Below are 20,282 nucleotides of genomic sequence, written 5' to 3' on the forward strand. Positions count from 1 at the left end.
ACCACGTCGCCGAAGGGTTGGTTGAGCCGCACGCCATCGAGGTACAGCGACAGGCCCTGCTGGGTGCCCAGCAGGGGAGAAGCCGTATAGCCGCGGAAGTTCAGGTCGGGCTGCAGGGGATTGCCCTGCACCTCGTTGAGATGGACGCTGCCCAAGCGGCGGTTCATGAAGGCGCTCAGGTCCAGGGCCTGGCTGCGTTCGATGTCCGCGGCACGTGCGGTCTGCACGTTCGCGGGGATGGCGTCGCGCGGTACATCCACGCCAGGAACGGGCGACACGCCGACGACTTCGACGCGCGCCAGTTGGACCTGGGCGAGGGTGGTCGTCGAAACGAGGCAAGCCAGCGCCGCAGCGCTGGCGAACGCGATTCGGTGCGGGCGCAGGGGGTGGCGGGGCATGTGGGTCTCCGTTCTAAGAATCGATGCGGTGCGGCAAGTGATTCTTTGGAGCGAGGGCGCGCAGAGCTCGGGAAGATTTCCCGTCACAGCCCCCGAGGAACTACCGCGTCATGCGCCACGCTGGAGCACTCAGCGGATCACCACGCCCCAGGGCAGCTTGCCCACTGCCACGTCAGCCACGCGCTGCTGCGTCTCGGTGTCGATGACCGACACCGCGCCCGAGCGCCCGCAGGCCACATAGAGCTTGCGTCCATCGGGCGTGAGGGCCATGTTCCAGGGTCGCTGGCCGACGGGGATGGTGGCCACCAGGGCCATGCGCTCCACATCCAGCACAGACACGCTGGCGTCGCCGCCGTTGGAGATGAAGACGCGCTTGCCGTCGGGATGCACGCTGATGCCGTTGCTCTTGGCGCCAGCCTTGAGCTTGTTGGACACCGTGAAGGTCTGTGTGTTGATGACGTAGATCTCGCTGGACATCTCGGCGGCGACGAAAGCGCGGCGCCCATCCGGCGAGAAGCCGATGCCGCGCGGCCGTGTGCCCACCGGGATCTGCGCGACCTGGCTGCGCTTCTCGACGTCGATGACGTCCACGGCACCGCCCTCCTCGGCGCTGACCAGCACCCAGCGGCCGTCCGGGCTGAACACCGCGTGCTCGGGGTTCTTGCCGCGCACCTTGACGGCGAAGCTCCTCGCCATCGTGCGCGTGTCGACGAAGACCACCTCGTTGGCCTCCTCGACCGCGGCCGTGACCCAGCGCCCGTCTGGCGACTGGCCCAGCCCTTCCGGCGACTCGCCCAGCGGAATCTCGCCGGCCAGGCGGCGCGCGGCGAGATCGACAACGACAAGGCGATTGCCGGGCTGGTCGCTCACATAGGCGCGACGGCCGTCGGGGCTGACGACGGCGCCGCGCGGCTTCGCACCGGCCGGCAGCTCGTAAAGCACGGCGTCGGTCTCGGTGTCGATGACGCTCAGCGTGCCCGATCCCTCGTTGGAGACATAGGCCAGCGGGCCGGCGTGGGCCGAGGCGATGGCGGCGACGAGCAGGGTGAGCGAGGGCAGCAGTCGGTGCATGGTGAAGGTCCTCAGAAGCGGTAGCTGACGTTGGCGCTGGCCAGCCAGCTGCGGCCCGGTGCCGGCTCGAAGAAGCGGCTGTTGCCGTCGTTCACGATGACGGAGCCGGCGTAGCGACGGTTGGCCAAGTTGTCCACGCGCAGCAGCGCGCCGACATCCCAGGCTCCGAGGCTGAGCTGGTAGCCCGCATAGGCCGCCAGGGTGGCGAAGCCGGGCGCGGCGTCGCTGTTCAGGTCGTTCACGTAGACCTTGCTCAGCGACCGCGCCTCGGCACCCAGCCGCCAGCCACCAATGGGCTGCCAGGTCAGCGCGCCGTAGACGGCCGTGCGCGCGATGCCAGGGATGCGGTTGGTGGCATTCACCTGCTGGTTGGCCGCGGCGCAGGGCGTGGCCGTGCAGGTCAGGAAGCTGTCGCGGTAGCGCGCGTCCAGCCAGGTCGCTGCGAGCTGTGCCTGCAGCGTGGGCGAGATCTGCAACGATCCCGAGGCTTCCAGGCCGCGGCGGCGCGTGGCGCCGGCATTCTGGTAGGTGGCGCGCCCACCCACGTTGGTCTGCGTAACGATCTCGTTCGTCGTGCCGGTCTGGAACAGCGCCAGTGTGAATTCGGTGCCATCCCACGGCCTGGTCTTGAGACCCACCTCGACGCTGCGGCTGAGCGATGCCTGCAATGCGAAGTTCAGCCCCGTGCCGCCGCTGGCCCGGTAAGCCAGCTCGTTCAAGGTGGGCGTCTCGAAGCCGCGGCCGGCGGTGACGTAGGCGCGCAGGCGTTCGTCCACCGCGTAGCTCAGGCCCAGTACGGGCAGTGTGGCAGCGTAGCTCGCGCTGCCGCTGTCGTCGGGGTTGGTCCGGGTGATGTAGGCGTCGGCGGAGCGGAAGTCCACCTTGCTGCGGCGCACGCCGGCGCTGATCAGCCAACTCGGTGTCGGTTGCCACTGGGCCTGCAGATACGGGTCGGCATTGCTGACGCGATTGGTCTCGTCGCGGCGCAGTGCACCCTGCACGCCCAGCGTGGAGCCGATGAAGTTCTGGTAGCCCACGCGGTGCTCGCGCAGCTCGTCGGCCGCGATGCCGGCGACGAGGCTGCCCGTGGCGCCTTTCCAGCGCCACCGGATGTCAGCACCCTCGTAGTCGCGCGACAGGTCGATGACGCCGCCGGGGTGAAGCGCCGCGGCTTGTGTAGCCACGGGGATGGACTGGAACTGCGTCGTCGTGCGGTGGCCCTGATAGACCATCACGCGCAGGCTGTTGGCGTCGTCGATGCCGTGTTCCAGCACCAGACCACCCTGGGCCTGCTTCATCGTCTTGCGCGTGTTGAAGCTCAGCGCAGACGGGTCGACGCCGCGCGGATCGGCCTGCCATTGCACACGGGTCAGGCCCAGTGGGTCCTGGGCCTCGGGCAGCTCGACGTTGTTGGCGACCAGGGTCAGCTGCGTGTCGCTGCCGAGCTTCCAGCTCAGCCGCGCATTGCCCAGGCGACGTTCGGTCTGGCTGTGCTGGCGGTAGCCATCGGTCTCGAAGCGGCTGGCGCCCAGCGTGTAGGCGAAGCCGCCCGCCTTGCCGCTGCTGGAGGCGGCCAGGCGGCGCAGGCCGTCGCTGCCGAACGAGATGCTGGCGTCCAGCCTGGGCGGGCCGACGGGGGTCTCGGAATAGATGCTGATGACGCCACCCGACGAGTTGCCGTACAGCGCCGAGAACGGCCCGCGCAGTACCTCCACGCGGCCCACCGTGCCGATTTCGACGTTGGTGATCTGGCCCTGGCCGTCGGGCAGCGTGGCGGGAATGTCGTCCACGTAGACGCGCACGCCGCGGATGCCGAAGCTGGCGCGGGCGCCAAAGCCGCGCACGGAGATCTGCACGTCTTGCGCGTAATTCTGGCGGTCGCGCGCCAGCAGGCCAGGAACGCCACCCAGCCCCTCGGAGAGGTTGACCTGGGCGCGCCCGGCGCGCAGCGCATCGCCGTCCAGGCGGTCGATGGATGCGGGCAGGTCGAAGCCCGCCGCCTCGCTGCGCGTGGCGGTGATGACGACGGGCTCCAGCTTGACGGGCGCGGGGTCGGCGAGGGCCACTGCGGCGCTGGCGGCAGCCAGCGCGAGGGCCGTACGTCGCGCGACGGGCGCGAACTGCTGTCTCATGAAAGGTCTCCGATGGGGTCTGGTCGCGGCCGTTCAGGCCGGACGCCAGACCACCTTGTACTTGGCAAAGATCTCGCCCACGCGGCCGGACTGCGCCAGGCCGTTCAGCGCCTCTTGCAGCGCCTCGGCGAGGCCGGTCGCATCGCGCTTCACGGCCATGCCGGCGGCCCAGCCTTCGCGGGGCGCACGCGGCGATGGCAGCGGCTCGATGCGATAGGCAGCGTCGCCCGCCAGCACGGCCTCAAGTTCCGACGCCAGGCCCGCCGCCGCGGCCACCTCGCCGCGTTGCAGCGCGCGGGCGGCCTCGCAGCCGTCTTTCCACTGCGTCAGCAGTTGCTCGCGATAGGCGCCGCCATCCGCGCCGATCATCAGCCAGCCGGCCAGCGTCTGGCCGGGCACGGCCACCTTGCGCGATCCGAGCTGTGACAGGTTGTCCAGCACGGGCAGTTCGTCGACGCGGCGCGCCAGCATCACGCGCTCCCGGTAGTAGGGGCCGAAGATGCGCGCCTGTGGCGTGGCCTCGATCAGCGGGCGGTCCACCGGGACATGCATCAGCACGTCGGCGGGGCCGTAACCGAGGTAGTGGCCTTTCCAGACCATGTTGCGCAGGTCGTCGGCCATGTTCTCGTCCGCATTGAACGGCAACGGTGAGAATTTGACGCCAATGGCTTCCGCCAGCGCCTGGCCCAGCTCGACGTCGATGCCCTTGCCCTTGACGTTGAAGGGCGGCATGTCCTCGTAGAGACCGACGATGAGACGGCCGCGCTCGCGGACCTGGGCCAGCGTGGCGGCACGCGCCCCGCCGCCCCAGGCGGCCGCGGCCAGGCCCCAGCCGAGGAGAGCCCGGCGCTTCACAGCGGCTTCTCCCGGTGCGCCTCGAGGTAAGACTTGACGGCCCAGATCGCTTCCTGCGTGAACACGCCTTCGAATGGAGGCATGTAGACGGCGCCGTTGCGGCTGCGGCCATGGCGCACGGTGTTCAGGAAGTAGTCGTCGTTCTCCTTAACGCAGGCTGCCTTCTTGGCCTCATCCTTCAGCGTGGCGCAGTCGTTGTCCAGCTTTCGCAGGTCAGGCGCGATGCCGCCGGAGATGGCCTCCAGACCGTGGCAGCGGGCGCAGTTCTGGTTGTAGGCCGAGGAGCCGATCTTGATGGCGGCGTCATTGGCGCGGTAGGGGTTCTCGGCGCGCCACCCTTCGCCGAGTTGCGGCAGGCTGGATGTATCCACGGCTTGGGGGGTGACGTCCCCGTGTGCCCAGGCCTGCATGGCCGCCGCGGCCGCGGCCAGGCACAAGATGCCGCCGATGACGAGGGGTTGGTTGAGTTTCATGAAGCTGTCTCCGTCGTTGTCGAGGTCTGAATGGCCTGCGAGGGCTCGCCAGGCTTTCTGCAAGCCACATGCCAGCACCGAGTTGCTCCAACTTGACACAATGTCGAGGGTCGGGCGTTCCCGCGTCGATGGACAGGCGAATCGCTTTGGGACACGATGCCCGCCAGACACGAAACGAGCGCGGCATCGACTGCGCAATCTCGGAGACAAGCCTGTGGAGGCAGGCAAAGGACGCCTCTATGCCCCTCGAAACTCCAGCGCCGGCAGGACCAGCGCCGCTTGCGCCACCGCGTCAGGCCTTCATTGAGCGCAGCCACCAGCGCAGCGAAGCCCTGGGCCTGAAACGCCACGAAAAGAGCGGTTTTGACCCGCTGATCCGGAGCGACCTCAACGTCGCACGGGAGCGCAATCAACGCCTGTACACCCATGCCGCGCCGGTGATGCAGCTGCTCTACGAGCAGATCGTCAACACCGAAAGCATGATCGTGCTGACCGATGCCCAAGGGACCATCCTGCATGCCGTGGGCGACGACGGTTTTCTGGCGCGCGCCCACCGCGTGGCGCTGGCGCCGGGGGAAAACTGGGCGGAGCATTCCAAGGGAACAAATGCCATCGGCACGGCGCTGTTCGAGGAGACGGCCACGCTGGTCCATGGCGGCGAGCACTTCATGCACGCCAACAACTTCCTGACCTGCTCGGCCTCACCCATCTTCGACCCGCGCGGCAACATGCTGGGGGTGCTGGACGTGACCGGCGACCACCGCGGCTACCACCAGCACACCATGGGCTTGGTGCGCATGTCGGCGCGGATGATCGAGAACCACTGGCTTTCGGACGACTACAACAGCCGCCTGCGCCTGCACTTCCACAGCCGGCCCGAGTTCATCGGCACGCTGCTCGAGGGCATCCTCGTCGTTTCGCCCGAGGGCCGGCTGCTGGGCGCCAACCGCGCCGCGCTGGACCAGCTCGGCATGAGCGGCGCCGAGCTGCGCTCTCGCAGCCTCTCCAGCCTGCTGGGCACGACGCCAGCGGCCGTCTACGACCATTTCCGCATGCCGCTGTCGCCGCCCATGCAGCTGTGCCTGCCGACCGGTCAGAGCCTGTTTGTGAGCGCGCGCTTCGACTGGCCGTCGCGGCCGGTGGTGGCAGGCCTGCACACGGCCGACGTGGAAGTGGCCGAGGTGCGCGAATCCGCGCCCTCCGTTGCGGCCGTCGATGCCGCCATGCCCGCCCACACCGCGCCGTCCGCGGAAGCCGGTGGTGCGCAGCGCTTTTCCGGGCTGCAGTACCTGCGCACCGGCGACGCCCATCTGGAGGCCGTCATCCAGAAGGTGCGCCGCGTGCTGGACCGCGGCATCCCGCTGCTCATCCTGGGCGAGACCGGCACCGGCAAGGAGTTGCTGGCCCGCGCGGTGCATCACGACTCCAACCGCTCGCGTCAGCCCTTCGTGGCGGTGAACTGCGCCTCCATCCCCGAGAGCCTCATCGAGGCCGAGCTGTTCGGCTACGAGGAGGGCGCCTTCACCGGCGCGCGCCGCAAGGGCGCACCGGGGCGGCTGGTGCAGGCCAATGGCGGCACGCTGTTCCTGGACGAGATCGGCGACATGCCCCTGGCCCTGCAGGCCCGCCTGCTGCGCGCGCTGCAGGAGCGCAGCGTGACGCCGCTGGGCAGCACCAAGTCCATTGCAGTGGACATCGCCGTCATCGGCGCCACCCACCGCAACCTGCGCGAGATGATCGAACAACAGACTTTCCGCGAGGACCTCTACTACCGCCTCAACGGTCTGGCGCTGCGCTTGCCGGCATTGCGCGAGCGCAGCGACCTGGAGGCCATCGTGCGCCGCATCCTGCAGGCCGAGCGACCGCAGGACACGCCCGAACTCAGCTCACAGGTGCTGGGCATGTTCCGCCGCTATCAATGGCCGGGCAACATCCGCCAGCTGGCCAACGTGCTCCGCACGGCGGCCGTGATGTCGGCTGGCGAGCGGCTGGTCACGACGGCGCACCTGTCCGACGATTTCCTCGAGGACATCCAGCGCATCGTCGGCGGCGTGATGCCGATCCTCCCGTCCGCGCCTGCTCCCGCACATGCGCATGCTCCAGTCTGGTCGGCCGGCGAGGCTCCTTCAATACCGCCGGTGCCGCAGCCCGCCTTCGCGACGGCCGAGCCGGCGATGGCACGCACGCTGGAGCAGGCCGAGATCGACATGATCCGAGCCACCCTGGACGCGGTGGGAGGCAACATCTCGCTGGCCTCCAAGCAATTGGGCATCAGCCGCAACACCATCTACCGCAAGCTGCGCTGGAACACTCCCACGGGCGAGTGACTTCCCGGGGACCGCCGTCTCTGCTTCCTGTTGATCGTTGCTCCGGAGCCTCAGCGCAGGCCCGGGACTTTCCCGGGGGCACCAGGCCCTGGACCTGTGCCGATCTGGAGCAAAAGCCCTGATTGCACATGGCATTGCGCAAGGCACGCGTCTTGCACAGGTTGATGCATCGACCTGACTTCCTGCTCCCATGTTCCGTCTTTCGTTGTGGGGCTGCCCATGAAGCTCCGTGTGCTTGGCTCCGGCGCGGGCGGCGGCTTCCCGCTGTGGAACTGCCACTGCGGCCAATGCAGCGCCTGGCGGCGCGGCGAGCTCGATGCGAGCGCGCGCACGCAGAGTTCCATCGCCATCTCGCAGGACGGCCGGCCCGGCGAGGGTTGGCTGCTCATCAACGCCTCGCCCGATCTGCCGCAGCAGATCCGCGCCACCCCCGAGCTTCAGCCCGGCCGGCCGGGTGATATGCCCATCCGCGCAGTCGTGCTGCTGGACTCTCGGCTGCACCATGTCGCGGGCCTGCTGAGCCTGCGCGAGAGCCGCGAGCTGGAGGTCTATGCGACGCCGCTGGTGTTCGAGGACCTGACGGCTGAGCTGCCACTCCTGAACGTGCTGGAGAGCTACTGCCGCGTGCGCTGGCGCATGCTGCCCATTGCCGGTGACACGCGCAGCGCGGCTTTCGAGATCCCGGACTTCCCGGCGCTGAGCTTCGCTGCCATTGCCGTGCCGGCTCAGGCGCCGCGGCATGCGCGGCTGCGCAGCGAGGCGGCTGGCGAATGCATCGCTCTGCAGGTGCAAGACCTGCGCAGCGGCAGGCGCCTGTTCCTCTCGCCGGCGCTGGCCGGCGTCGGCGCGGCCGAGCTGGCCTGCATGCGCGAGGCGGACTGCGTCGTCGTCGACGGCACGTTCTGGACCGAGCTGGGCCTGCGCGACGCCGGCCTGGGCGCCCTGAGCGCCAGCGACAAGGGCCATCTGCCGCAGAGTCGCCACGGCGAGCGCCCCGGAATGATCGATGCGCTGCGCGCCAGCGGCGCGCGGCGCAAGGTCCTCACCCACATCCACCACAGCAACCCCATCCTCGACCGCCGTGGTCCCCAGCGCCGAGAACTGGCGGAGCAGGGCATCGAGGTGGCGCACGACGGCATGGAGATCGAACTTTGAACGCTCCCTCTCTCAACCGCTCCACTTCCCACAGCCGCCCCTTCGAGCCGCTGTGGCTGGAGTGGCTGACGCTGTGCGGCGGCCTGGCCTTCTGCACCTGGCTGCTGGGCCTAAAGGGCGTCTGGGCTTTGCTGCTGGGCGCCGACCCCACGGGCCTGACGCTGGTCATCATCGTGGTCTTCCTGTGTTCCACGCTGTGGTGTGGCCAGCGTTCGCGTGAGCTGCAGCGCCAACGCCTGTTGCTGACCCAACCGCAGCAGGTCCGTGACGGCGAGACCAGCTGGGCTGGCGACTACCGGGCCGCGCTTGCCCATGACGCCGACACCGCCGCGGAGCTGCTGCTGGAGCACAGCCACGGCCCGCACGGCACGGCCTGGTGGGTCAACGGCATCCAGCTCAAGCTGGGGCTGCTGGGCAAGGTCATCGGCTTCTCGATGTTGGCGCTGACCATCGGCAAGATGCAGAGCTTCGACCCGGCGCAGTCGCAGGATCTGTTGCGCAGCCTGACGGCCGGCCTGGGCGTGGCGCTGCTGACGACGATGGTGGGCCTGGTGGGCAACATCCTGCTCGGCCTGCAGCTCACGAGGCTCGACCGCTTCGCCGATGCACTCGTGGCCGACATCCAGCGAGCCTCACTCGCAGCGCACGGAGCCGACTGACATGGCCCGCACGCGCCGCCGGGGCTCACGGGAAGCGGAGGTCGATCCCTTCTATGACATGCTGTTCAACCTGCTGATCGGCTTCGTCTTTTGCTTCATCGTCGCGCTGCTGGCGATGAACCCGCGCGCGACCAAGGCCGGTGATGTGCCGTCGAAGGCCGAGTACCTGATCAATGTGTCCTGGCCTGACAACAGCCCAGATGACATCGACACCTGGGTGCAGGACCCCGGTGGAAACCTGGTCTGGTTCCGCCAGCGCGAGGCGGGGTTGATGTACCTGGACCGCGACGACCGCGGCGAGGGCAACGCCTCCACCATCATCAACGGTCAGAAGATCCAGAGTCCCTTTCGCCAGGAAGTGGTGACGATCCGCGGCATCGTGCCCGGCGAGCACGTCGTCAACGCCCAGTACTACCAGTCCCATGACGGCCAGCCGGTGCCGGTGACCGTGTCTGTCATCAAGGTCAACCCCCGCGCCGACGTCGTCTTCCACGGCACCGTCAAGCTCGCCCGCCAGGGCGATGAGGCCACCGCCGTGCGCTTCACGCTGCTGCCCGACGGCAGCGTCGTCAACGTCAACACCCTGCCCAAGAGCCTGATGCAAAGACCATGACCCTGCCCATCATCCTGAGCTTCGCCGCACTGCTGCTGCTGTGTACCCTGGCCCTGTTGCAATCCCGCTGGCCAGCCTGGCTGCGCGGCCTGTTGGTGGTCGGCGTTAGCTGCTTCTACTTCTACGCCGAAGCCGCCATCCACACGTTGTGGGGCTGGCCCAGCGGAGACCCGCTGCCCGAGCGCTTCGTGCTGCTGGCCGCGGTCATCGAAGAGCCCAGCCCGAAGCGCGAAGGCGCGCTCTACGTTTGGGTCAACGCGGTGGAGGAGGGCAGGCCCGCCGCCCAGCCACGGGCCTTCCAGTTGCCCTACAGCAAGGACCTGCATGGCCTGTTGAACGAGGGCATGAAGAAGGTCCGCAACGGGATCAGCCAACTCGGCACGGCCGAGGCCAAGCCGCGCAAGGGCCTTGCCTGGTTACGCCCGGGCAGCGACGAGCAGCAAGTCAAGCTGCGCGACATGCCGCTGCCGCAGCTGCCGGAGAAGTGATCATGCGCCGCTGCTCTCTCCCGTTGCTCTTCGTCGCCCTGGCGGGCTGCGGCCGCTCGCCGGGGGCCGACAACGAAGCCTGGTTCCCGCTGCAGGCCGGCCACCGCTGGACTTATGTGGTCACCACGCGCAGCGGCCCCGACGCCTCCGAGCGCGAAAGCCTGACGCTGCGCACCTTGGGACGCGAGACGCTGGTGCTGGACGACAAGACCGCCTGGGTGCGTCGCAGCGACAGCGGCATCAGCTACTGGCTGCGCGCCGACGACACGGGAATCGTGCGCGTGGCCAGCAAGAGTGACATGCAGGCCGACCCAGTGGCCGACTCGCCGGGCCGTTTCGTGCTGAAGGCGCCGTTCGCGGTCGGCACGCAGTGGCAGGCATCCACGACCACCTACTTGCTGATGCGCACGCACGAGTACCCGCGCGAGCTCAAGCACAGCCATCCCAACATCCCCATGACCTACCAGATCGAGGCCGTGGCCGACGAGGTGCGCACCCCGGCCGGCAGCTTCTCGCCCTGCCTGCGGGTGCGGGGCAGCGCGACCGTGCGGGTCTTCGTCGATCCCATCAGCGGATTCAAGGACCAGCCGCTGACCAGTGTGGAGTGGTACTGCCGCGGCGTGGGCCTCGTGAAGATGGAACGCAGCGAGCCATCCACGTCGCCCATGCTGGTGGGGGGCACGCGCACGTTGGAGCTGGAGGCTTGGCAATGAGATCTGACGTGCGCCGCGACCTGCTCTGGGTGGGCGTGGCCACGTTCGCGGCTTACGCGCTGGGCAGCGCCTGGCAGTGGCAGGAGGGGCTCAGCGGCCTGCTGGAGCGCTATGAGCACTGGCAGGTCGATGAGCTGCCGCTGGCGCTCACCGTGATGGCGCTTGGCCTGGCCTGGCAGGCATGGCGCCGCCATCGCGAGGCCTCCCGGCTGCTGCAGCACAACCGCGAGCTGGCCCGGCAGCTGATTGCCGTGCAGGAGCGCGAGCGCCTGGCGCTGGCGCGCGAGCTGCACGACGAGCTGGCACAGCATTGCGCGGCGATCCGGCTCGAGGCCGCCGTGGCTGCGCGCTGCACCGAGTTGGCCCAGGCCCAGGACGCCGTGCGCCGCGCCGCATCCAGTGCGCACAGCCTGCAGATCGGCGTGCACCGGTTGTTGCGCCAGCTACGTCCGGCCGATCTCGACACGCTCGGCCTGTGCGCCGCGTTGCGCGAGCTGTGCGCCCAGCGCGCCTGGCCGAGCTGCCGCTTCGGCACTGGTGCCGACGAGCACGGCAGCTTTGGCGAGGAGGTGGATATGGCCCTCTACCGCGTCGCGCAAGAGGCACTTTCCAACGCGCTGCGCCATGCGCATGCGACGGCGGTGGATGTGCGGCTGGATGACTCACCCGATGGCGTGCGCTTGAGCGTGCGAGACGACGGCCTGGGCTTCGATGCCGATGCCGACACTGGCGGCCTGGGCCTGCTGGGTGCCCGCGAGCGCGCTGCGGTGCTGGGTGGCGAGCTGCGCGTACACAGCTCGCCGGGCAAGGGTACGCAGGTGGAGCTGTGGCTGCCGTTGCGGCGAGGCCCCGCATGACGCGCCTACTGCTGGTGGATGACCATCCGGTGGTGCGCGCCGGCTATCAGCGCCTGCTGGAGCTGGGCGGCGCGTACCGCGTCGTCGCCCAGGCCGGTACGGTGGACGAGGCGCTGGACCTGCACCGCGAGCACCAGCCAGAGCTGACCATCACCGACTTGGGCCTGCCTGGCCGCGGCGGCATGGAGTTGCTGCGCCATCTGTTGGAGCGAGACGCCCGTGCGCGCGTACTGGTGTTCAGCATGCACGAGGGCGAGGCCATGGTGAGGCGCTCGTTCGCGATGGGCGCACGAGGTTATGTCAGCAAGAGCAGCGCGCCGGAGGAACTGCTGGATGCCGTGGCCTGCGTGATGACGGAGCGGCGCTATCTCTGCGGCGCGCTGCCGGCGCATTGGCTGCAGCCCACCCCGCTGGGTGACTTGGATGGCCTGCAGTCCCTGAGCGACCGCGAGTTCGAGGTCTTCCGCCTGCTGGCTCAGGGCCTGACGCCGGCAGATTGCGCCGGTACCCTGCACCTCAGCCCCAAGACCGTGTCCAACCTGCAGACTCAGATCCGCGACAAGCTGGGACTGGCCAGCGCTGCTGCGATGGCGCACCTGGCGCTGAGAAGAGGTCTGATCGACGCCCAGTTCAGCAGCTGACGGCGGTACTTTCCTGAGTCCGGCGGGGTGCTTGCGCACAGCTGCCAGAGTCGTTGCATTGGCGTGCGGGCGCCGTAGAGGCCTGGTCGGGGTCGGGCCACGGCTGCCTTGCAGATCGCCTGAGCCGCGGACGTGCCAGCGCATCGCGCCCGGAAGGCCATAGCTCGACCTTGCCGCCAAGCTCCAGCGGAGGCTCCCGGCCAGCCCCCGTCGGCCGCCGATGTCCACAATCGGGTAGGCTGGTTGCCAGTGTGGACATGCCCGTACCCTCACAACCAAGGCAGGCGCTGCGCCTCGAGAGGTGACCGTCGGAGGGCTCGAATCATGAACGAACACGGCTGGTCGCCCGCAAGACTCGTATTTGCCGACCGATTCGCGACCGAGGCAAAGCAGGCACTTGGGCGGATCGTGAATCACGCCCGCCCGGTGCGCCGCCTCGCGGCCATCAGGTGGTTGGCCGTCCTGACGCTGGGTCTGGGCCTGGCCGTGCAGGCCCAGACCTTCAATGCCGCGACCTATAACCTGCGTCTCAATCTGGCGAGCGATGGCCCGAACGCCTGGCCACACCGGCGTGACGCCGTGCGTGCCCTGATTCGCTATCACGAGATCGATCTGCTTGGAACGCAGGAGGGGCTGATCGAGCAGATCGAAGATCTTGCCGCCATGCCAGGCCTGGCCCGTGTCGGCGTTGGTCGCGATGATGGAAAGCGCGGTGGCGAACACGCGGCCATCTTTTTCCGCACCGAGCGCTTCGCACTGCTGGCCAGCGGTGACTTCTGGCTCAGCCCCACGCCCGACGTGCCCGGCAAGGGCTGGGATGCGCGCTGCTGCAATCGCCTGGCTACCTGGGCAAGGTTGCGCGACTTGGCCAGTGATCGGGTTTTCGTCGCCTTTGCGGTGCACTTTGACCACGAAGGCGTGGTGGCGCGGCGGGAGTCCGCCCGCTTGATGCTGCGCAAGATGCGCGAAATCGCAGGCGAAACCCCGGCAATGCTGCTGGGCGACCTCAACGCCACGCCAGATTCCGAGCCTGTGCAGATACTGCTCACGGGCTTGCGCGACGCTCGTACGCAGAGCCGGACTCCGCCCTATGGCCCATTGGGCACCTTCAATGGCTTCAAGCTCGACGCGCCGCTGTTGGACCGGATCGACTATGTGCTGCTCAGTCCTGAGTGGCGTGTGCAGCGTTACGCGGCGCTGACCGATTCGGTCGACGCCCGATTCCCGTCCGACCACCTGCCTGTGGTCGTCCGGGTGAGCCTGGACTGAGCCCATCAAGCGGCCGGCTCTCCACATACCTTTGGCGGCCGATCCGACGCGTCTGCAGACCGGCGGCTGCACGTCGCGAACTGCGACAGAGAGTTCTTCGACGGGCGACGGCACTTGTTCGCCATTGTCTTGCTGAGGCCAACGCAAGGCGGGCGGTCGATCCACCCGGATTTCTAGCGATGGCTTGAGACCCCTGTGCGTCCCGGGCGCGGGCCCGCTGCGGGTGGATAGGCTCTGCCCGCAAGGCAGTTCGCCGCGTTGATGGCGTACGTGCAGCTGAGGGTGTGCGTCGGGTGCGGAGCGCTCCAGCGCAGAAGGCGGTCGCCGCGACCCGCGCCCCTGCCATCGCCGTCACTCCGGAGCCGGGCCTTTCAGCCCGGCATCTTCACCCACGCGTTGCACCAGCCGTTCTTCGCGACTTGCGCCTTGCGCCCGAACATCGCGCAGCCGCTCCACGCATCGGTGGGCTTGGCTTGCCAGAACTGGCAGTTGGCGCAGTGCTGGCTGGCTTGGTGCTTGGGCCACTTGGCGGGATCGACCTTGGAGGTGTCGTGCTTGTAGCCGAGGGCCACGGCGGTTTCGCTGGCTTCGTCGACAGCGTTGGTCTGAGCAAGGGCCGGGCAGGCCAGGCAGGCCGTCGTGGCCTGCAGCATGAAGATACGGCGGGTGGGATGCATGGAAACCTCGGGACATGAGCGGAGCCGGCCCACGGGCCGGCTCCTGCGGGGCGAAGGAAGAGCGGCTTACTTGGCGAGCTTGAAGACCCAGACCATGCCGCCCTGCTCCAGGTAGTTCACTTTCTTCGCGACGTCGCCGCCCCACAGCGGCACGGCACCGCCCCAGCCGGAGACCACGCTGATGTACTGCTCGCCGTTCTGCATCCACGACACGGGCGGCGCGACGACGCCCGAGCCGGTCTGGAACTGCCAGACCACCTTGCCCGTCTTGGCGTCGGCAGCCTTGAGCCAGCCTTCCGGCGTGCCCCAGAACACCAGGTTGCCCGCGGTGGTCAGCACGCCGCCCCACAGCGGCGCGCCGTTCTTAACCTCCCAGACGATCTTGCCGGTCTTGGGATCTACCGCGCGCATGGCGCCGATGTAGTCCTCGTTCAGTGTCTTGATCGTGAAGCCTGCACCCAGGTAGGCCGCACCCTTCTTGTAGGCGATGGGTTCGTTCCAGATCTCCATGCCCCATTCGTTGGCGGGCACGTAGAAGAGCTTGGTGTCCGGGCTGTAGGCCATCGGCATCTGGTTCTTGCCGCCCAGGAAGGAAGGTGCTGAGAACACCGAGTTGCCCTTCTTGCCATCGGCGCCGGCGGTCGGGTCGCCGGGACGGTTCTCGGGCACGAAGTTCGGGCGACCGGTCTTCAGGTCGATGCCGGAGGCCCAGGTGATCTTCTTGACGAAGGGGAAGGCGTTGGCGAGCTGGCCGTTGTTTGCGTCCAGCACGTAGAAGTAGCCGTTGCGGTCGGCCTTGGCGCCCATGCGCTTGCCGTCCATGTCGAAGGTGATGAACTCGTTGACGCCGTCGAAGTCCCAGCCGTCGTTGGGCGTGCCCTGGTAGTGCCACTTGATCTGGCCGGTCTTCACGTCGATGGCTACGGTGGAGCAGGAGAACAGGTTGTCGCCCTGGCGCAGGTGGCTGTTCCAGGGCGCCGGGTTGCCGGTGCCGAAGTACGCCAGGCCGGTCTTGGCGTCGTAGGTGCCGCCCAGCCAGGTGGCCGCGCCGCCGGTCTTCCACAGGTCGCCCGGCCAGCTCTTGCCCTGCGTGCCCGAGACGCCGTTCTCGGTCTTCTTGCCGCTCTTGTCCCAGGTGTAGCCCATGTGGCCTTCCACCGTCGGGCGCATCCAGACCATCTTGCCGGTCTTGGGGTCACGCGCCTCGACGCGGCCCACCACGCCGAACTCGCCACCGGACACGCCGGTCAGCAACAGGCCACCGGCGATGATGGGCGCGGCCGTGGCCGAGTAGCCGGCCGCGTAGTCGTCGATCTTCTCTTTCCAGACGACGTCCCCGGTGTTCTGGTCCAGCGCGACGAGCTGGGCGTCCAGCGTGGCGAAGATGACGAGGTTGTCGTACAGCGCCGCGCCGCGGTTGACGACGTCGCAGCAGGGCATGATGCCCTCGGGCAGGCGGTGCTCGTACTTCCAGAGCTTGGCACCGGTGGCGGCGTCGAGCGCGAAGATGCGCGAGTAGGACGCGGTCACGAACATCTTGCCGTTGTGGATGACCGGTTGCGACTCCTGGCCGCGCTGCTTCTCGCCGCCGAAGGAGAAGGCCCAGGCGGGCACCAGCTTGGCGGCGTTGGCGGTGTTGATCTGCTTGAGCGGCGAGTGGCGCTGGCCCTCGGTGCCCAGGCCCCAGGACAAGACCTCCTGACCGGACTTGGCCGAGGCCTGGATCATCTGCTCGGTCACGGCGGCGGTCGCGCCGCCGGCGGCCACCAGGCCGAGGCCCAAGGACATCAGGGCTGCGAGGGGCTTGAGTTGCATGGTGTTGTCTCCTGTGTTGATTGGGGGTCCGCGGTCGTGCAAATGCGGCGCGGATGGCCAGGTACAGCGCAAGCTCCATGCCAGTCGCAAATCGGCTGATTTCGCGGCGGGATGGAGCAGTCGCGCCGACGTGTCGGTGTGTGAGGTCCCGGCGTGACAGTCGCGGGATCCCCTGGCGGCGCGCCTTCGCGGCCGGTTGTCCCGTCCTGGGCCTGACTGCTCCAGCCTGCAACAGTCGGCGGGTGGTTTCCCTGGGCCGCGGCCGTCGCGACAGGACTCTGGCTCGCTCCGGCGAGCTGGCACGGGTTCTGCGTTGTTCAGCGGGCCTCAACCCATCCGCACAGGAGACAGCCATGACCGTCTATGCCGCCCCCGGCGCCCCCGGCGCCAAGATCGCCTACAAGCCTCGCTACGACAACTTCATCGGTGGCAAGTTCGTGCCGCCCGTCGATGGCCAGTACTTCGACGTGGTCTCACCCATCAACGGCAAGGTCTACACCCAGGCCGCGCGCTCCACCGCCGCCGACATCGAGAAGGCGCTGGACGCCGCACACGCCGCTGCCGCCAAGTGGGCTGCCGTGCCGGCCGCCGAGCGTGCCAACATCCTGCTGAAGATCGCCGACCGCGTCGAGGCTAACCTGGAGCTGCTGGCCTATGCCGAGACCGTGGACAACGGCAAGCCCATCCGCGAGACGCTGAATGCCGACATCCCGCTGTGCGTGGACCACTTCCGCTACTTCGCCGGCTGTGTGCGGGCGCAGGAAGGCGCGCTCAGCGAGATCGATCACAACACCATCGCGTACCACTTCCACGAGCCGCTGGGCGTCGTTGGCCAGATCATTCCGTGGAACTTCCCCATCTTGATGGCGGCCTGGAAGCTGGCTCCCGCGCTGGGCGCCGGAAACGTCGTCGTGCTCAAGCCCGCCGAGAGCACGCCGATCAGCCTGCTGATCCTGGTGGACCTGATCGCTGACCTCCTGCCCCCGGGCGTGCTGAACGTCGTCAACGGTTTCGGCCGTGAGGCCGGCATGCCTCTGGCCAGCAGCAAGCGCATTGCCAAGATCGCCTTCACGGGTTCCACGGCCACCGGCCGCGTCATTGCGCAGGCGGCAGCCACCAACCTGATTCCGGCCACGCTGGAGCTGGGCGGCAAGAGCCCAAACATCTTCTTCGAGGATGTGATGAACCAGGACGACGCCTTCCTGGACAAGGCCATCGAAGGCTTGGTGCTGTTCGCGTTCAACCAGGGCGAGGTCTGCACCTGCCCCAGCCGCGCGCTGATCCAGGAGAGCATCTACGACAAGTTCATGGAGCGCGCCATCAAGCGCGTTGCGGCCATCAAGCAGGGCAATCCGCTGGACACCGACACCATGATGGGCGCACAGGCCTCGTCCATCCAGATGGACAAGATCCAGACCTACCTCGCGCTGGGCAAGGAGGAAGGGGCCAAGGTGCTGATCGGCGGCGACCGCGCGCAGCTGGGCGGTGACCTGGCTGGCGGCTACTACATCCAGCCGACCCTCTTCCAGGGCAACAACAACATGCGCATCTTCCGCGAGGAGATTTTCGGCCCGGTGCTGGCGGTGACCACCTTCAAGGACGAGGCCGAGGCACTGGCCATCGCCAACGACACGCCCTACGGCCTGGGCGCCGGTGTGTGGAGCCGCGACGGCAGTCGTGCCTACCGCCTGGGTCGTGGCATCCAGGCCGGCCGCGTGTGGACCAATTGCTACCACGCCTACCCGGCGCATGCGGCCTTCGGTGGCTACAAGGAATCCGGCATCGGCCGCGAGACCCACAAGGCCATGCTCGACCACTACCAGCAGACCAAGAATCTGCTGGTCAGCTACAGCCCGAACGCACTGGGCTTCTTCTGATCCCGGGGTCCGTACAGGACGCCTGTGATCGACAGACCTGGGGCGGCTTCGGCCGCCCCTTCCTGCGTGGAGCACCCCATGACCGCATCCCTTCCCCGCGTGCAGGCCAGCGAGGCCGCTCGCGGGCTGATCCGGCAGTTGCAGGGCCAGCACGGCGAGCTGCTGTTCTACCAGTCGCACGGCTGCTGCGCCGGCAGCGCGCCAATGTGCTTCACCGTGCAGGAGCTGAAGCCGAGCGCCGGCGATCGCCTGCTGGGCCGCGTGGAAGGCGTGCCGGTCTATGCCAGCGAAGCGCAGTGCGACTACCTGGCCGGCCTGCAGATGACGCTGGACGTGGCGCCGGGCAACAGCGGCAGCTTCGGCCTGGAGGACGGCTCGGGACAGCATTTCGTGGCCCACTTCCGGCTCTGGAACGACGAGGAAGTGCCGCTGCTCGAGCCGATCACGGCCTGCGCGGCCTGAAGGCGCTTCAGGCCGTCAGTTTCAGGCCCACGATGCCGGCGAGGATGAGCCCCACGCAGGTGAGGCGCGCCACGGTGGCCGGCTCGTGGAACAACACCATGCCCAGCACCACGGTGCCCACGGCGCCAATGCCTGTCCACACCGCGTAGGCCGTGCCCACCGGCAAGGTGCGCATGGCCAAGCCCAGCAGGCCCACGCTGATGACCATGGCGGCCACGGTGCCCGCCGTGGGCCAGGGACGAGAGAAGCCCTCGGTGTACTTGAGGCCAATGGCCCAGCCGACTTCGAACAAGCCGGCAACGATCAGAACCAGCCATGCCATCAACCATCTCCTGGCGCGTTGAGCGCGATGCGTTCGGGTCGTCCCGGGAGGTGGAGAGCCGGCGAGGTCGTCCAGGCCGGATGCTTCGATCGAAGCGCGGTGCAGTGTAGGCAGAGGCTGCACTGCGGGCACGCAAGCCCTGCGATCTCATGGGTGGTTGCGCCGCAACAGGGGCTGGCGCTCCCTCGTTGCGGTACTGCGGTTCCGTTCAGCGCACGGTGTAGCTCTGCGTACGCAGAGCGTCGGCGATGCCCTTTCGGTTCTGCGCCAGCGCGGCCATGCTGAAGTGGATGTGGCCACTGCCGGGCGAGACGCGCCGGACGATGTCGATCTGGGCCAGCACCTCATCAGGCTGCCAGCTCCTGTCGGTGTCGTTGATGCGGCTCGTGAACAGGCCGACATGGATGGGACGGCCCAGCGGGTTCTGCGCGCGCCAGGCCTGCAGCAGCGGCTCGAAGGCCTGAGCCGTCTGCGCGCGCGGCCAGTAGAGCTGGGGCGCGAGATAGTCCATCCAGCCCTCGCGCAGCCACAGCTCCACGTCGGCGTAGAGCTTGTCGTACTGGCTGAAGCCGCTGATGCCGGGCGGGCGCACGGCGGGCTTGGGCATGCCGAACGGGCTGACGCCCACGCGCGTGCCGGGCCGAACCTCGTGGGCCAGCGCGTACAGGCGCTGCACCAGCGTGTTGACGTTGTAGCGGCGCCAGTCGTGACGGCCCAGAGAGCCCCCCTTGGCCAGATATTTCTGCCAGCTCGGCTCGTCGGGGAAGTCGATCTCTTGCTTGGTGGCCGGGTCCTGGATGGGATAGGGATAGAAGTAGTCGTCGATGTGCACGCCATCGACGGCGTAGCGGCTCAGCAGGTCGCGCACGACGGCCAGCGTGTGCTCGGCGGCCTGCGGCTCGCCAGGGTCCATCCACAGCTGGTCGCCATACTGCTTCACCCAGTCGGGGTGGGTGCGGCTGACATGGCTGTCGGCGAGCGGCGACTTGGCGGTGCTGTGCCGCGAGCGGTAAGGGTTGAACCAGGCGTGCAGCTCCAGGCCGCGCTTGCGGCACTCGGTCAGCCAGACGGCCAGCGGGTCGTAGCCGGGGTGCTGGCCCTGGGTGCCCGTCAGGTACTCGCTCCACGGCTCCAGCTTGGACTCGTACAGCGCGTCGTTGCTGGTGCGCACCTGCAGGATCAGCGCGTTCAGACCGATGCTCACGGCGGTGTCGCACAGCGACCGGATTTCGGCCTGCTGCGTTTCGGCGCTCAGGCCCGGCTTGCTGGGCCAGTCGATGTTGGCGACGGTGGCGATCCAGGCGGCCCGCCATTCGCGTGGCGGTGGCGGGGGCAGCGCGGAGACTGCGGACGCCGAGGGCGCGGGTGGCGCAGCGTTCAGCGCGGCTTCGCCGGGCGGCACGGTTGGCGCAGGCGGCGTCGCGCAGGCGGCAAGCAGGGGGGCTGAGGCGAGGCTGAGGATGTGACGACGTTTCATG

The 20,282-nt window shown here is 68.3% G+C and carries 20 protein-coding genes; 11 read left to right on the forward strand and 9 right to left on the reverse strand.

All coding sequences use genetic code 11. From position 1 onward, the window contains the following. The 5 genes from VGF12_RS19745 to pedF form a co-directional block, all read right to left on the reverse strand. Window positions 1–398: TonB-dependent receptor plug domain-containing protein (locus tag VGF12_RS19745; protein ID WP_331177760.1), on the reverse strand; the 398-nt coding region annotated here is incomplete at its 3' end. Window positions 399–527: 129 nt separating this feature from the next. Then, entirely contained in the window at window positions 528–1,469 is a 942-nt protein-coding gene (locus tag VGF12_RS19750; RefSeq protein WP_331177761.1) for a beta-propeller fold lactonase family protein, read from the reverse strand. Between the two features lie 11 nt (window positions 1,470–1,480). Continuing rightward, window positions 1,481–3,601 (reverse strand): TonB-dependent receptor, encoded by a 2,121-nt coding sequence (locus VGF12_RS19755; protein WP_331177762.1) that lies wholly within the window; start codon window positions 3,599–3,601, stop codon window positions 1,481–1,483. Between the two features lie 33 nt (window positions 3,602–3,634). Next, complete coding sequence (locus VGF12_RS19760) at window positions 3,635–4,456, reverse strand: transporter substrate-binding domain-containing protein (RefSeq protein WP_331177763.1); 822 nt, start codon at window positions 4,454–4,456, stop codon at window positions 3,635–3,637. After that, window positions 4,453–4,929 (reverse strand): cytochrome c-550 PedF, encoded by a 477-nt coding sequence (pedF, locus tag VGF12_RS19765; RefSeq protein WP_414710151.1) that lies wholly within the window; start codon window positions 4,927–4,929, stop codon window positions 4,453–4,455. Before pedF ends, VGF12_RS19760 begins: the two co-directional genes overlap by 4 nt. Before the next feature lie 239 nt (window positions 4,930–5,168). Here pedF and VGF12_RS19770 point away from each other — a divergent pair, with 239 nt between their 5' ends. The 9 genes from VGF12_RS19770 (at window position 5,169) to VGF12_RS19810 (ending at window position 13,651) form a co-directional block, all read left to right on the forward strand. After that, window positions 5,169–7,256 (forward strand): sigma-54-dependent Fis family transcriptional regulator, encoded by a 2,088-nt coding sequence (locus tag VGF12_RS19770; RefSeq protein WP_331177764.1) that lies wholly within the window; start codon window positions 5,169–5,171, stop codon window positions 7,254–7,256. 219 nt (window positions 7,257–7,475) lie between these two features. After that, entirely contained in the window at window positions 7,476–8,411 is a 936-nt protein-coding gene (gene pqqB, locus VGF12_RS19775) for a pyrroloquinoline quinone biosynthesis protein PqqB (RefSeq protein ID WP_331177765.1), read from the forward strand. Beyond that, on the forward strand, window positions 8,408–9,070 hold the full coding sequence (locus tag VGF12_RS19780) for a hypothetical protein (protein WP_331177766.1): 663 nt from the start codon (window positions 8,408–8,410) through the stop codon (window positions 9,068–9,070). The genes pqqB and VGF12_RS19780 overlap by 4 nt, the downstream gene beginning before the upstream one ends. A 1-nt stretch (window position 9,071) precedes the next feature. Continuing rightward, window positions 9,072–9,683 (forward strand): hypothetical protein, encoded by a 612-nt coding sequence (locus tag VGF12_RS19785; protein WP_331177767.1) that lies wholly within the window; start codon window positions 9,072–9,074, stop codon window positions 9,681–9,683. After that, window positions 9,680–10,171 (forward strand): hypothetical protein, encoded by a 492-nt coding sequence (locus VGF12_RS19790; RefSeq protein ID WP_331177768.1) that lies wholly within the window; start codon window positions 9,680–9,682, stop codon window positions 10,169–10,171. Before VGF12_RS19785 ends, VGF12_RS19790 begins: the two co-directional genes overlap by 4 nt. A gap of 2 nt (window positions 10,172–10,173) precedes the next feature. Then, on the forward strand, window positions 10,174–10,884 hold the full coding sequence (locus VGF12_RS19795; RefSeq protein WP_331177769.1) for a hypothetical protein: 711 nt from the start codon (window positions 10,174–10,176) through the stop codon (window positions 10,882–10,884). After that, window positions 10,881–11,741, forward strand: coding sequence for a sensor histidine kinase (locus VGF12_RS19800; protein WP_331177770.1), 861 nt, complete (start codon window positions 10,881–10,883; stop codon window positions 11,739–11,741). The genes VGF12_RS19795 and VGF12_RS19800 overlap by 4 nt, the downstream gene beginning before the upstream one ends. Beyond that, window positions 11,738–12,382: a response regulator transcription factor gene (locus VGF12_RS19805; protein ID WP_331177771.1), complete on the forward strand. Its 645-nt coding sequence runs from the start codon at window positions 11,738–11,740 to the stop codon at window positions 12,380–12,382. Before VGF12_RS19800 ends, VGF12_RS19805 begins: the two co-directional genes overlap by 4 nt. Window positions 12,383–12,706: 324 nt before the next feature. Further along, window positions 12,707–13,651, forward strand: a complete 945-nt coding sequence (locus VGF12_RS19810) for an endonuclease/exonuclease/phosphatase family protein (protein ID WP_331177772.1) — start codon at window positions 12,707–12,709, stop codon at window positions 13,649–13,651. A gap of 371 nt (window positions 13,652–14,022) precedes the next feature. Here VGF12_RS19810 and VGF12_RS19815 read toward each other — a convergent pair whose 3' ends face one another. Together VGF12_RS19815 and VGF12_RS19820 are read right to left on the reverse strand one after the other, a co-directional pair. Then, complete coding sequence (locus tag VGF12_RS19815; RefSeq protein WP_331177773.1) at window positions 14,023–14,328, reverse strand: high-potential iron-sulfur protein; 306 nt, start codon at window positions 14,326–14,328, stop codon at window positions 14,023–14,025. A 66-nt stretch (window positions 14,329–14,394) separates the two neighbouring features. Then, window positions 14,395–16,143: a PQQ-dependent methanol/ethanol family dehydrogenase gene (locus VGF12_RS19820; RefSeq protein ID WP_331177774.1), complete on the reverse strand. Its 1,749-nt coding sequence runs from the start codon at window positions 16,141–16,143 to the stop codon at window positions 14,395–14,397. Between the two features lie 353 nt (window positions 16,144–16,496). Here VGF12_RS19820 and VGF12_RS19825 point away from each other — a divergent pair, with 353 nt between their 5' ends. After that, window positions 16,497–18,020 (forward strand): aldehyde dehydrogenase family protein, encoded by a 1,524-nt coding sequence (locus tag VGF12_RS19825; RefSeq protein ID WP_331177775.1) that lies wholly within the window; start codon window positions 16,497–16,499, stop codon window positions 18,018–18,020. Between the two features lie 78 nt (window positions 18,021–18,098). Next, on the forward strand, window positions 18,099–18,482 hold the full coding sequence (locus tag VGF12_RS19830; RefSeq protein ID WP_331177776.1) for a DUF779 domain-containing protein: 384 nt from the start codon (window positions 18,099–18,101) through the stop codon (window positions 18,480–18,482). A 7-nt stretch (window positions 18,483–18,489) separates the two neighbouring features. On the opposite strand, the gene sugE is transcribed toward VGF12_RS19830, so the two are convergent. After that, window positions 18,490–18,804, reverse strand: a complete 315-nt coding sequence (sugE, locus tag VGF12_RS19835) for a quaternary ammonium compound efflux SMR transporter SugE (RefSeq protein WP_331177777.1) — start codon at window positions 18,802–18,804, stop codon at window positions 18,490–18,492. 208 nt (window positions 18,805–19,012) lie between these two features. Further along, window positions 19,013–20,281 (reverse strand): glycoside hydrolase family 10 protein, encoded by a 1,269-nt coding sequence (locus VGF12_RS19840; protein ID WP_331177778.1) that lies wholly within the window; start codon window positions 20,279–20,281, stop codon window positions 19,013–19,015. Window position 20,282 lies beyond the last annotated feature (1 nt).

Origin of the sequence: Roseateles sp., from assembly GCF_036404855.1 — a bacterium.
Classification (GTDB): domain Bacteria; phylum Pseudomonadota; class Gammaproteobacteria; order Burkholderiales; family Burkholderiaceae_C; genus Pelomonas.